Below are 13531 nucleotides of genomic sequence, written 5' to 3'. Positions count from 1 at the left end.
ACCTAAGATGCAATATTTCTGATTTTTTTACTGCGATAATATCCCCACATTGGCTGCAACAATAGAACAATAATAATCACCCACAAAATCTTCGCAGGGATAGAGGCAAAAAAGATACCATAGGTGCCACCTGATATCGTCAATGCTTGTGCAAAGCCTGATTCTGCAATAGGCCCCAAAATCATCCCTAAAATAATGGCACTCAAGGAAAAGCCTAATTTATTGAGGAAAAAACCTCCAAAAGCAAACAATAGCATCAACCAAACATCAAACATATTGTTATTTATCGCATACGAACCAATAATAGCAAAGATACTAATGGCCGAAATCAAAACCGAAGCAGGAATTAGTGAGATTTTCGCAAAATAAGGTGCAAAAAAGAGTCCCACTATCAAAAAAACAATATTCGCGATAAAAAGCGATAAAATAAATCCATAAGTAATCTGCCCATATTTTGTAAAGAGTTCAGGACCGGGAATTAACCCTTGTATCATGAGACCTCCCATCAAGGCTGCTGAGACCGTATTGCCAGGAATTCCTAACGTCAAAAGTGGGACAAGAGAACCACCGACGCAAGCATTATTACCACTCTCAGCCGCCGCAATCCCTTCGGGGTTTCCTTTGCCAAAGAGATTTTTAAATTTTGATTTTTGCTTGGCCATATTATAAGAGACAAATGCGGCTATCGTAGCACCTTCACCGGGGATAATCCCCACAATAGTACCCACAGCTGTTCCGAGTGTGATAAAAGGGGCCATTCCTTTGGGCATTTTGTCTCGTTTAATCGTGGAGAGGTCAATATCTTCATTGGCGATGCGCTTCTCTCCGACAAGTGAGAGCATTTGTGCGATGGAGAACATCCCGATGAGTGCGGGCATAAAGGAAACTCCCTCATACAAATCGACGATATGAAACGTATAGCGCAAAGTTCCACTCATCGCATCGGTTCCAATCAAAGCAATAATAAGTCCTATCAATCCTGAAATAATTCCTTTAGTCAAGCCACCACTTGAGACTGATATGACCCCTGTTAATCCCATCAATGCCAATAAAAAATACTCAGGAGGCCCAAACTTTAGCGCGAATTCTGATAAAAGTGGAGACACTAAAAGTAGTACAACAACAGAGAATGTCCCTCCGATGAAACTAGCGATTACTGAAACTTTGAGGGCTAAACCACCTTTGCCTTGCTTGGTAAGAGGATACCCCTCTAATGCTGTGGCTGCAGCAGCAGGAGTCCCTGGGGTAGAGAGTAAAATCGCCGAAATCGATCCACCATACATCGCGCCACAATAGACACCACCCATCAACGCCAACCCTATTAAAGGAGAAAATGAGAATGTAATCGGAATCAAAAGTGCCACTGCCATTGTCGCAGTAAGACCGGGCATTCCTCCAATCAGAATGCCGGAGATCGAGCCAATAGTCACAGCTAGTATCACATCCACACTCATCACAGCTTGTAAAGCTTCTAACATCATGATAGCATCCTTAGTTTTGCATGAAAATCATCATCTCAGGAAGTTGGATTTCAAAGATTCTTTCAAATAGAAAATAGACAAAAAGAGCAATTCCAATAGAGATGAACAACGATTTTATAAAAGCATTATAACCCATGAATCTCATCGTCACTGGTAAAAATATCAAAGTTGATACTATAAATCCTAAATAGTGCATCACCCACACATAGACAACAAGTGAGAGGATTAATAAAAAAAACTTTTTAGGATTATGTGTAAAAACAATTTTAATATATTTATCTGAGATTATGGCATTAAAAAAATATACAACACCAGCCAATCCCAAGGAGATAGCAAGGAATTTGATGTAAACTGCCGTCGTAAAAATCGTAGATTTTGGGAAGGATGCAGTACTGCGATAAAGCAGTACTGCAAGAACGATAAAAAATATACTTAACCCGATATCAAGATATTTTTTACTCATTTATGTTACCAAGGGGTCGCATCATAAACTTTTTGAGTCGTTTTTTGCAACGATTCTAAATAAGCTTTATATTCTGCACCATTCATCAAGTTTAAGAAAATATAGCTCTTCGCACATTTTTCTTGGAAACTTGGGTCATTGACGACTTTGGTATAAAGGTCTGTGATTTTGTCTGCGATAGATTTTTTGACTTTGGCTCCAATAACAATACCTCTCGTTGCTGTCATCAAGCCACTGTAATTTTGCTCTAAGCCTGTTTTGATATCCGGAGCCACAGAGGATCTTTTTTTGGAAAGGATAGCAATAATACGCGCCTTACCCGCTTTATGTTGTGAAAGCATTTGCGATAGATTCATAAATGCCGCATCAACATGATTTCCTAAAATCGCTGCTTTTTGCTCCGTAGAACCTTTAGTTGGCATCAAATTAAAGGTAACCCCTTCAATACTTTCAAAGTTTTTAGCTGCCAAGAAATCATCACTTCCGATACCATTAACCGCAACAGTAAAACGTTTTGATTTTGCTGCTTTGATTAGGTCTGCTATATTTTTGATCTTACTTTTTGCACTCACAACAATGATTTCCGGATCTTCTGCAACATTTCCGATAATCTTGAAAGAATCCAAAGTATAAGATGCACGCTTTGCAACAATATGCGCGACTAATTGCGGGGTAAACATCAAACCTATGGTGTAGCCATCAGCTCGTGCTCGCGCTTCTGCTTCAAAACCCATCAATCCACCAGACCCTGGTTTATCGACTACTATAAAATCTGCATCTTTCCAGTATTTTTTAGCAGTTTCTACGAACAATCTCGCTGTTGTATCTGTCGAACCTCCTGCTTTTGAAGGCACTATCAATTTGATAGTTTTAGAAGGATAAGCAGCCAGAGTGTCAATGGCAAAAATTGACGCAACCAACAAAACTAATGAAACAAGTTTTTTCATCAAATCTCCTTTAAAAAATTTATATATAGTAACGAAAGATATATAAAAAGAGATTTAACTAAATGGATTCTTTGAATAAAATAATATCATGATAAACAAGTTTAAGTACATATTATTTCATTACTTACTAAAAGTAAAGCAAGGGATTATTAAGTTAAGAAGAACTATAATTTTGTATTATTTTATAAGGAGTATCTATGAACAAAATCCTGATTATCAACGGTCACCAATATTATAAAGGTATTGCGGAGGGAAATCTGACCAATACCATCATTACTCGTGTCATTGAAACCTTAGAAAAAAAAGGCTTTGAAATACAGCAAACGGCCATAGATCAACACTATGATGTCAAAGAAGAGCTCGAAAAACTGGATTGGGCTGATTTTATTTTTTTCCAGTATCCTGTCTATTGGATGGGTGTGCCTTGGGTCACAAAAAAATATATTGATGGAGTCTTTTCGGCAGGTTCAGGGAGTGTCACTTATATCAATGATGGACGAAGCAGAAAAGACCCAAACAAACGATACGGTAGTGGCGGATTGATGACAGAGAAAAAATATATGCTAAGTCTCACCTATAATTGTCCGAGAAGTGAATTTGACAATAAAGAGGGTTTTTTTGATGGCTTAAGTGTTGATGAGGCCAATATTGCCGTACATAAACTTTTTCAATTTTGTGGTGCCAAACCACTAGAGACATACTCTATTCATGATATATTTAAAAGTGGTATGGATTTGGAGCGTGAGTTATCAAGACTTGATACGCTACTTCAGAAAAATTTTGGATAATGGTTACGATATAAAAAAGAGCCACTAGAGATTCTAGTGGCTCTTTGGTTCTTCATTTAAGCCAATGCTTGTTTGGCGTATTTGATACCTAATTCATAAGCTTTGAGGTTAGCTTCGTGTACTTTTGCAGGTACTTTTTCAAGCATAATCTTTTTAACCAGTTCATGATCTAATACTTTTGTCATCTCAACGGTAATAGAGAGTGCCACGACTGATTGTGTAATAACATTCCCAACTTCTTCTTTTGCGATGGTAATGATTGGAATATCATAAATCGTCCATCTTTTTCTATCTTCTTCACTTGGAGTAACAAGATTTGGCTCAACAACAATAACACCACCATCTTTGACACCATTTTTGAAGTTATTATAACTGACTTGAGCCGTTGCAATCATGAACTCAATCTCGCCCTCATTGGCATAAGGAAATAAAATCTCATGATCATCAAGTAAAATATCAACCTTAGTCGGTCCCCCTCTTACTTGTGATGTATAGGTTGAGGCTTTGACACCATAACCACCATCATCGATTTTTGCTTCAGCTAAAATTTCACCTGCAAGTATAACACCTTGACCGCCGACTCCTACAAATCTTAATTGTCTTCTCATGTTACCTTACCATCCTTAAAGCTGAACTTTTGTTTTGTTTTGTGCTGCTTCGATTACTTTAGCGTATGCTTCACAATACTCGAGTGCATCATCATCTTTTTTCAAGACACCCATCGGGAATTTACCCACTTTTTCTTCTTCGCTCATCGCGTCAAATTTTTTCTTAGAGACGGTCATGCTATCAATCCAATTTAGATTAAGAACCGCTTCTCCCATCTTGTTTTTTCTACCAAGATTAATGTGGCAGTTTGAAAAAATATCAAAGAAAGAATACCCTTTATGAGAAAATCCTTCGACTAGAACTTTTTCAATTTTCTTTGGATCAAGAACAGATTCTCTACCAATAAAAGTGGCTCCAGCCCCTTCTGCTAGTTTACAAGCATCAAAAGTAGGATCTACATTTCCAAATTGCGCTGTGACGGTCCACATACCTTTTGGTGTTGTCGGACTGGTTTGTGAATTGGTTAGACCATAAATAAAGTTATTAATAACAATATGATTCAAATCAATATTTCTTCTACACCCGTGGATGGTATGATTTCCACCAATTGCCAAGCCATCACCATCACCGGTAACTACGATGACGTGTTTGTCCGGATTTGCAAGTTTGATACCCGTGGCATACGCGATAGCTCTACCATGAGTGGTATGTACCGTGTTACAATCAATATAAGAACTAAATCGACCACTACAACCGATACCTGAGACGATACAAACATCATCCATACTCCATCCCATCTTGTCAATGGCACGAATTACAGATTTCAAGATAACACCATCACCACATCCCCAACACCACAGTGTTGGCATCTTTTCTACTCTAAGATATTTATCGTAATTAAAAGCCATCTTACATCATCTCCTTTACTTTAGTAACCATTTCGACAGGTGCAATTGGACGACCGTTTGCTTTTAAAAGCACGGTGAAATCATCGCGCTTCATAACCCGTTGAATCTCTTCTAGATATTGTCCCATATTGAGTTCTGTTACCATAATTTTGTCGAATTTCTTTCCGAGTTCTTTAAATTTTTCTACTGGGCTTGGCCACAATGTGACGGGTCTAAATAACCCTGCTTTAATACCATCTTTTCTTAGTTTTGATACCGCTTCTTTAGCCCCTCTACTGATACTTCCATAAGCAATAATACAAACATCTGCATCATCAAGCATAAACTCTTCATAAGATACAAGATCTTTAGCATTGTTGACTTTACCGGTCAATCTTTCAATATTGTATTCGCACATCGTACCATCTTCAGTTGGGAAACCTGTTGGTCCGTGATGCAGTCCGGTGATGTGATAATGATATCCCTTGAAGAACGGATTAAGTACAGCAGGCTCATTTGGTTTTGCATCATAAGGTAGGTACTCTTTTGGGTCACCTGTAAATTCTTTTCTATTCACGATTGTTTTTTGGACTTCTTCAAGATCTGGTAAGATTGCTTTACCTAGCATATGGCCGAGTGTTTCATCCAAAAGTAAGAATACCGGCGTCATATACTGTTCTGCCAAGTTAAAGGCACGAATGGTATCGGTATAACACTCTTCCAAACTACCAGGGCATAATGTAATCGAAGCAAAATCACCATGTGTTGGATATTTTGCTTGTCCAACATCAGATTGAGACACCCGTGTTGGAAGTCCCGTACTTGGTCCGCCTCTCATGACATTGACGATAACCAAAGGAACTTCAGTGATAAAAGAGTATCCGATTTGTTCTGATTTCAATGAGATACCAGGACCACTGGTCGCCGTCATGGATTTGACACCACTCATTGAAGATCCAAGAGCGGCACAAATACCACCAATTTCATCTTCCATTTGTATAAAATGTCCACCTACCTTTGGTAGTGAAACACTCATTTCATGAGCAATTTCACTTGATGGTGTAATAGGATATCCTCCAAAGAACTTACATCCACATTCTGCTGCTGCTTTCGCTACAAGTGCATTACCACTTGAGATTACTTCTCTTGCCATTTATTTCTCCCTATGCACTTAATTTTCTATAGTGATTTTTCTTGATGTCTTCAGCACGTTGCTTTGCATCATCTGTGATTCTGGCAAACTTATATTCGCCTCTCTCTGCTACATAGATAGCAAAATCAGGACAATGAAGTTCACAATCTCGACAACCAATACAAGCCGCAGGTGTTTCTACTTCTATCATAGAGCCTAGTGTTGAATTGGGTGCAGGTACCATCGCCAAGACACCCGCAGGACAAACACTGACACAAACATCACATGCTTTACATCGACTGGTATCAACCCATACAGGTGTACTCTCTGGAGCTACTACATTACTCATATTCATCTCTCCTTATTTCTTTAATACTTGGGCCACTTTAGCGCCAATTTCAGCAGGAGATTTTACAACAAAAACTCCAGCAGCTTCAAGCGCAGCCATTTTTTCAGCAGCAGTACCCGCACTTCCGCTGATAATGGCTCCTGCATGTCCCATTCTTTTACCTTTTGGTGCTGTTTGACCCGCAATAAAGGCAACAACAGGTTTCGTAATATTTTCTTTTATAAATGCGGCGGCTTGAATCTCAAGATCACCACCAATTTCGCCAATCATAACAATCGCTTCTGTTTCTGGATCTGCTTCAAAAAGTGGCAATAGTTGTTTGTAGCTGAGTCCGATAATCGGATCACCACCAATTCCCACAGCCGTTGTAATACCAAAACCTTCTTTACATACTTGATTAGCACCTTCGTATGTCAACGTTCCAGATTTTGAAATCAATCCAACTTTTCCTTTTTTAAATACCATACCTGGCATAATACCGATTTTACACTCTTCTGCGGTGATAATACCCGGACAGTTTGGTCCGATGGTTTTCATATTATTTTTAACAGCATATGCTTTTGCCATCATCATATCTTTAACCGGAGCACCTTCTGTGATGATTACGGCTAAATCGATACCTGCATCAGCAGCTTCCATAACCGCATCTCCCACGAAAGCAGGCGGAACAAAAATCATACTCACAGTAGCCCCTGTTGCTTTAACCGCTTCTGATACGGTATTAAAAACAGGTAAGTTTAGATGCGTTTGGCCCCCTTTGTTTGGTGTCACACCACCGACAATTTTAGTACCATAAGCGATGCATTGTTCTGCATGAAACGTACCTTCTTTGCCTGTAAAACCTTGCACGATGACTTTTGTATCTTTGTTAACCAATATGCTCATTATTTCTCTCCCTTTGCAGCTTTTACGGCTTTTGCTGCACCATCACCTAAGTCAGTCGCAGCGATAACATTGCTGATTTTTGCATTTCTTAAAATTTCCGCCGCTTCTGGTGCATTTGTACCATCAAGTCTGACGATAACAGGAACATGGACATCCACCATCTTCGTCGCTTCTAAAATCCCATTTGCAATACGGTCACATCTTACGATACCACCAAAAATATTCACAAAAATTGCTTTTACATTTGGATTTTTGAGAATAATCTCAAAACCTTTTGCAACGGTTTCAGCGTTGGCTTTTCCACCAACATCCAAGAAGTTTGCAGGAGTACCGCCCATATAGTTGATGGTATCCATCGTACCCATCGCCAATCCGGCACCATTTACCATACAACCGATTTCGCCATCAAGTGAAACATAACTGAGTCCATATTGACCCGCTTCTCTCTCATCTGCATCTTCTTCGCTAATATCTCGCATCGCTTCAATATCAGGATGTCTTCCGAGTGCAGAATCATCAAATCCCATCTTACCATCAAGCGCAATGAAATCACCAGCGCCCGTTTTCACTAAAGGATTAATCTCTATCAATTCAGCATCATTATCTACATAAACTTTATAAAGTGCTGCTGCAAATTTTATAAATTTTCCAATTTGTTCTTTTGGTAGTCCTAATCCAAATGCTAATTCTCTACCATGAAAGCCTTGAAAACCAATACTTGGGTCTACTGCAACTTTAATAATCTTTTCTGGAGTTTCTGCAGCAACTTTTTCGATTTCCATACCTCCTTCGGTAGAAGCCATGATAACAGGCATCTCTTTGGCTCTATCAAGAACCACTCCAAGATAGAGTTCATCTGCAATATCAGCGCCCTCTTCGATATAAACTTTTTGAACCAGTTTTCCCTCAGGGCCGGTTTGGTGTGTCACCAAAGTCATTCCGAGGATTTCAGAAGCCAAAGCTTTTACTTCATCAATACTTTTAGCAAGCTTAACACCGCCGCCTAGACCTCGTCCACCTGCGTGTATTTGAGCTTTTACAACCCAAATCTTGCCACCAAGATCTTTGGCATTTTGAACCGCCTCATCAACACTAAATGCAACCTTTCCTCTTGGAACGGGTACATTATATTTGGCGAAAATCTCTTTTGCCTGATATTCATGAATATTCATATAATCTCCTAATTAGTTTATTAGCACAACAATAAACAAAATCATTAATTGTTTTATCTATTAATCTGATAATAAAAATATTGTGTAACTTTATAATGTTTTTTCTATATTTATTTGTAAAATTTATATATATATATTTTATTTATAAAATTTTAAGTTTAAGCGTAGATAAAAAACACTACGCTTAAACTATATTTTAATTAATCTTTTATTTCATATTGCTCTCGGCCAATCTTGTATAAATCCGCACCATAAGAGTCATTAACTACGGTCAGTGGAAAATCAACCACTTCCAATCTTCGGATAGCTTCAGGTCCAAGTTCTGGATAGGCAATCACTTCAGCACTCTTGATTTGTCGCGCTAGCAATGCGCCTGCCCCTCCGGTTGCACCAAAATAAATTGCTTTGTATTTCACACATGCATCAATCACATCTTGATTTCTTTTGCCTTTACCAATCATCCCTTTTTGTCCAATGCTAATTAAACGTGGAGAATAAGAATCCATACGATAACTCGTAGTCGGTCCGGCACTTCCTATCGGATCACCGGGTTTTGGTGGTGTTGGTCCAACAAAATAAATAACAGCACCTTTCATATCAAAAGGCAACTCTTTACCCGCATCTAATAAATCTACTAATTTTTTGTGCGCCGCATCTCTAGCGGTGTAAATCACGCCACTAAGATAGACAATATCTCCTGCTTTTAATTGTACGACATCTTCTTCACTTAATGGTGCTGTTAGATGATATGTTTTGCTCATAACTCACCCTCCTAAAGTTTAATAACAGTATGTCTACTGCTATGGCATTGAACATTAACACTGACCGGCAAACTCGCAATATGACATGGGTTTTTTTCAATATGAACGCCCAAAACAGTCTCCGTTCCCCCCATACCCATAGCACCAATTCCTAGTTTATTGAGCTCAGTCAATAACTCTTGTTCCATAGAATCAAGCGTTGGGTCTTCGTTTCGACTTCCTAAGGTTCTAAACAAGGCATGTTTACTAGAAATTGCCGCTTTTTCAAAAGTACCGCCAATACCGACACCTACGGTCAATGGAGGGCAAGGATTTGGGCCAGCATCTGAAATCACTTGTTTAACAAATTCTATAACACCTTTTCTGCCTTTAGCTGGAGCTAAAACCATCGCACGGCTAACATTTTCACTACCACCGCCTTTTGCAGCATATTCGATTTCTAAAACATCACCTTCAACCAAATCAAAATGAATCACAGCCGGTAGATTATAACCGATCTCATCTTTGAGGTTGGCTCGTGTATCCCAATGACAAGTAGAAGCTCTCAAATAGCCATCTTCATAACCTTGTCTCGTACCTTCATTGATAGCCGCTTTTAGTGAACCGCCAACAACTTTGACATCTTCTCCTACCTTGACAAAGAAAACTGCCAATCCCGTATCTTGACACAGTGGTTTGGTCTCATTTGCTGCAATATCAGCATTGTCTAGAAGCTGTTTTAAAACCTCTTTGCTTACTGGGCTTTTTTCATTCTCATAAGCATCGCTTAAAGCCTTGTATGCATCTTTTGGCAACACAGTACCGCTGTAAATGATAGTGTCACGAATGGTCTTGACAATATCATCATATTTAATTTCTCTCATATTTTTCCTCCCCAAAAAAATTGTTTTTATATAAGACTTCTATAATGTTTTGTACGGATTTTACGCTATGATCAAATTGACTTTTCTCACAACGATCTAGCGTCACTTTGATAATGCGCTCTGCTCCATTAGCTCCCAACATCACAGGTACACCCGTGGTGACGTTGGTGTAGCCATAATCTCCATCAAGCAGAGTAGAACAAGAATAGATTTTCTTAGAATCTCTTAAAATAGACTCAATCATAATCGCAGTACCTTTTCCCGGTGCCAGATAAGCGGAAGTACCAAGATATTTAACAATCTCTGCACCTCCGTGTTTGGTTTTCATCACAATCTCTTCAATTTCATCATCACTAAGTAAATCATGAAGAGGTACGCCAGCGACGGTTGAAAAACGTGGCAATAACACCATCGTGTCTCCATGTCCACCAATCACACTCGCACGAATTTGTCCCGCACCAAAGCCAAGTTTTTCTTGGATGAAGTGTGTCATTCTCGCGATATCTAAAATTCCCGCCATTCCAATCACGCGCTCTTTTGGGAATCCTGACTCTTTTAATGCAACATAAGTCATCGCATCGAGTGGATTGGAGACGATAATTAAAATAGAATCCGGTGCGACTACCTTCACTTGTGCCACTACTTCTCTCATGATTTCAGCATTTTTAATCAATAAATCATCACGACTCATGCCCTCTTTTCTAGGAAAACCGGCAGTAATGACAACAATCTTACTATCGCGTACATCTTCATAACTCTCTGCTACTCTAACGACAGAATGGGAGCGCATCGCTGCTGCGGCTTGATTCATATCCAGTGCTTTTCCACGGGCTCTATCCATATCTCTATCAACTAAAACAACTTGATGTGCCAAACCTTGCATCGCAATCGAATAGGCAACAATACCACCGACATTGCCACCTGCCCCGACAACAGAAACTTTACTGTTAATACTCATAATGCTCCCTCGAAATCTTTATCTTTTAAATTGAGTCGATGATTGTATTAAACACCGCACTCGGTCTCATCGCTTCAAATGCCAAGGCATCATCAGGCTTATAATAACCACCAATAGTGACGCTTTTGCCTTCAGCCTCTTTTAACTCTTTCAAAATGATTGCTTCATTTTCTTCTAGTTTGGAAGCAACACTTTTAAAAATATCTTTCAATTTAGCACTCTCATTTTGAGCGGCTAGGGCTTCTGCCCAATAAAGTGCAAGATAAAAATGACTGCCTTTATTGTCAAGTTCTCCTACTTTTCGAGATGGGGATTTATTGTTGTCCAACAATCTTCCAATAGCGCTATCAAGTGTTTTCGCAAGGGCAGACACTTCTGTCTCTTTTGATTTAAATGCCAAACCATCCAACAATGCCCATAACGCTAAAAATTCTCCCAATGAATCCCATCGTAAATGTCCCTCTTCCAAAAATTGTTGCACATGTTTTGGAGCACTTCCGCCTGCTCCGGTTTCAAATAAACCGCCTCCTGCTAAAAGTGGTACGATGGAGAGCATTTTTGAACTGGTTCCTAGTTCTATAATTGGGAACAAATCAGTTAAGTAGTCTCTTAAGACATTACCAGTCACCGAGATGGTATCTTGTCCCGCTCTGAGTCTTTTGAGTGAATATTTCATCGCTTCGATTGGTGATTTGATATAAATCTCTAAGCCATTGGTATCATGATCTTTGAGATACTTCTCGACTTTTTTTGTAATTTCTCTATCATGACCTCGGTTTGGATCAAGCCAGAAAACTGCCGGTGTTCCAGAAGCGCGCGCACGATTGACTGCTAATTTCACCCAATCTTGTATTGGAATATCTTTGGCTTGGCAACTTCGATAAATATCACCTTCTTGTACATCTTGAGACAAGAGCACGTGACCTTGTGCATCGACGATGACGATCTTGCCATCACCGGGAGCAATAAATGTTTTATCATGAGAGCCATACTCTTCCGCTTTTTGTGCCATCAGTCCGACATTAGCAACACTTCCGATTTTTGAAGGGTCATACGCACCGTTTTTTTGGCAGTCTTCAATCACTTCTTGATAAAAACCAGCATAGCTACGATCTGGAATCAAAGCTTTCGTATCATGAAGCGCGCCATCAGCACCCCACATCTTGCCGGCATCTCGCACGACTACTGGCATAGAGGCGTCAATGATGACATTATTGGGAACATGTAAATTGGTAATGCCTTTATCAGAATCAACCATGGCTAAATCTGGTTGCGTTGCATAAATATTGGCAATTTCTGCTTCTATGGCTTCTTTGACATCTGGTGAGAACTTATCCATCTTAGCATAAAGATCACCAATACCATTGTTTTCATTAAAGCCGACTTCTTTGAGTTCTTTTGCAAATTTTGAAAATAAATCTTTATAAAAAACACGAACCGCATGTCCAAAGATGATAGGATCTGAGACTTTCATCATCGTCGCTTTTAAGTGCAATGACAATAAAACACCTTGTGCCTTAGCATCTTTTAATTGTGCATCAAAAAAATCTTCCAATGCCGCAACTCTTAACACAGAAGAATCTAAAATTTCTCCTTCTAAGAGTGGCAATGACTCTTTGAGTACACGAACATCACCCGATTTATCGATAAATTGAATCTGAGCAACGGTTGGTTCCTCTAGTGTGATTGAGGTCTCACTTTCATAAAAATCACCATGATCCATCGATGCAACATGAGCTTTTGAATCTGCTGACCAAGCAGCCATTTTGTGTGGATTTTTCTTGGCGTATTCTTTCACGGCTTTAGCGACTCTTCTATCAGAATTTCCTTCTCGTAGTACGGGGTTGACCGCACTTCCTAGAGTTTTTGCATAGCGTTCTTTTATCGCGATATCTTCTGGTGTTTGTGGGTCTTCAGGATAAGATGGAACATCATAGCCTTTATCTTGAAGCTCTTTAATAGCTGCTTTGAGTTGAGGAATAGATGCACTGATATTAGGTAGTTTTACAATGTTTGCATCAGGTTCTTTGACTAATTGTCCTAATCTTGCAAGATCATCGCTGACTTGTTGTTTTTCTGGTAAGCTATCAGAAAAAGCGGCAAGCACTCTGCTTGAGAGAGAAATATCTTTGTTGGCAATCTCTATATCTGCATGTTTTGTGAAAGCCTTTATGATAGGAAGTAGTGAATAAGTCGCCAATGCTGGTGCTTCATCTACTTTAGTGTATATAATTTTGGATCTGTGTTTGCTCATGTATCATCTCCTTGTGAATATTTTATGAATACGATAATATCA

At 39.2% G+C, this 13531-nt stretch carries 14 protein-coding genes; 1 reads left to right on the top strand and 13 read right to left on the bottom strand.

Going from position 1 to position 13531, the window contains the following annotated elements; genetic code table 11:
- Window positions 1-2: 2 nt before the first annotated feature.
- Genes SFB89_RS05635 through SFB89_RS05625 form a run of 3 tightly spaced genes read right to left on the bottom strand, consistent with a single transcriptional unit; the run spans window position 3 to window position 2891 of the window.
- Window positions 3-1481: a tripartite tricarboxylate transporter permease gene (locus SFB89_RS05635; protein WP_331775974.1), complete on the bottom strand. Its 1479-nt coding sequence runs from the start codon at window positions 1479-1481 to the stop codon at window positions 3-5.
- Between the two features lie 10 nt (window positions 1482-1491).
- Window positions 1492-1944: a tripartite tricarboxylate transporter TctB family protein gene (locus SFB89_RS05630; RefSeq protein WP_331775973.1), complete on the bottom strand. Its 453-nt coding sequence runs from the start codon at window positions 1942-1944 to the stop codon at window positions 1492-1494.
- 5 nt (window positions 1945-1949) lie between these two features.
- Window positions 1950-2891: a tripartite tricarboxylate transporter substrate binding protein gene (locus SFB89_RS05625; RefSeq protein ID WP_331775972.1), complete on the bottom strand. Its 942-nt coding sequence runs from the start codon at window positions 2889-2891 to the stop codon at window positions 1950-1952.
- 197 nt (window positions 2892-3088) lie between these two features.
- On the opposite strand from SFB89_RS05625, the gene SFB89_RS05620 reads away from it, so the two are divergent.
- Window positions 3089-3679 carry an NAD(P)H-dependent oxidoreductase gene (locus tag SFB89_RS05620; protein ID WP_331775971.1) on the top strand — a complete coding sequence of 197 codons (591 nt, stop codon included), beginning with the start codon at window positions 3089-3091 and terminating at the stop codon, window positions 3677-3679.
- Window positions 3680-3735: 56 nt separating this feature from the next.
- On the opposite strand, the gene SFB89_RS05615 is transcribed toward SFB89_RS05620, so the two are convergent.
- The 10 genes from SFB89_RS05615 to SFB89_RS05570 all read right to left on the bottom strand — a co-directional run bounded on the left by SFB89_RS05615 (window position 3736) and on the right by SFB89_RS05570 (window position 13489).
- Window positions 3736-4287 (bottom strand): 2-oxoacid:acceptor oxidoreductase family protein, encoded by a 552-nt coding sequence (locus SFB89_RS05615; protein WP_331775970.1) that lies wholly within the window; start codon window positions 4285-4287, stop codon window positions 3736-3738.
- A gap of 15 nt (window positions 4288-4302) precedes the next feature.
- Window positions 4303-5136: a 2-oxoglutarate ferredoxin oxidoreductase subunit beta gene (locus SFB89_RS05610; RefSeq protein WP_331775969.1), complete on the bottom strand. Its 834-nt coding sequence runs from the start codon at window positions 5134-5136 to the stop codon at window positions 4303-4305.
- 1 nt (window position 5137) lies between these two features.
- Entirely contained in the window at window positions 5138-6268 is a 1131-nt protein-coding gene (locus SFB89_RS05605; protein WP_331775968.1) for a 2-oxoglutarate synthase subunit alpha, read from the bottom strand.
- Between the two features lie 10 nt (window positions 6269-6278).
- Window positions 6279-6596 (bottom strand): 4Fe-4S dicluster domain-containing protein, encoded by a 318-nt coding sequence (locus tag SFB89_RS05600; RefSeq protein WP_331775967.1) that lies wholly within the window; start codon window positions 6594-6596, stop codon window positions 6279-6281.
- Between the two features lie 12 nt (window positions 6597-6608).
- Window positions 6609-7481, bottom strand: coding sequence for a succinate--CoA ligase subunit alpha (sucD, locus tag SFB89_RS05595; protein ID WP_331775966.1), 873 nt, complete (start codon window positions 7479-7481; stop codon window positions 6609-6611).
- The gene (sucC, locus tag SFB89_RS05590; RefSeq protein ID WP_331775965.1) at window positions 7481-8653 is read right to left on the bottom strand and encodes an ADP-forming succinate--CoA ligase subunit beta; all 1173 of its coding nucleotides are present in this window, start codon (window positions 8651-8653) and stop codon (window positions 7481-7483) included. The genes sucD and sucC overlap by 1 nt, the downstream gene beginning before the upstream one ends.
- A gap of 200 nt (window positions 8654-8853) precedes the next feature.
- On the bottom strand, window positions 8854-9414 hold the full coding sequence (locus tag SFB89_RS05585; protein WP_331775964.1) for a Fe-S-containing hydro-lyase: 561 nt from the start codon (window positions 9412-9414) through the stop codon (window positions 8854-8856).
- 11 nt (window positions 9415-9425) lie between these two features.
- The gene (locus tag SFB89_RS05580) at window positions 9426-10277 is read right to left on the bottom strand and encodes a fumarate hydratase (protein WP_331775963.1); all 852 of its coding nucleotides are present in this window, start codon (window positions 10275-10277) and stop codon (window positions 9426-9428) included.
- Complete coding sequence (locus SFB89_RS05575; RefSeq protein WP_331775962.1) at window positions 10264-11235, bottom strand: malate dehydrogenase; 972 nt, start codon at window positions 11233-11235, stop codon at window positions 10264-10266. Before SFB89_RS05575 ends, SFB89_RS05580 begins: the two co-directional genes overlap by 14 nt.
- A 25-nt stretch (window positions 11236-11260) precedes the next feature.
- The gene (locus tag SFB89_RS05570) at window positions 11261-13489 is read right to left on the bottom strand and encodes an NADP-dependent isocitrate dehydrogenase (RefSeq protein WP_331775961.1); all 2229 of its coding nucleotides are present in this window, start codon (window positions 13487-13489) and stop codon (window positions 11261-11263) included.
- Window positions 13490-13531: the final 42 nt, after the last annotated feature.

The organism is Sulfurospirillum sp. 1612, assembly GCF_036556685.1.
Taxonomy (GTDB): Bacteria; Campylobacterota; Campylobacteria; order Campylobacterales; family Sulfurospirillaceae; genus JAADIZ01.
Note: the sequence above shows the minus strand (reverse complement) of the source record. Positions and strands in the feature narration are given on the sequence as shown.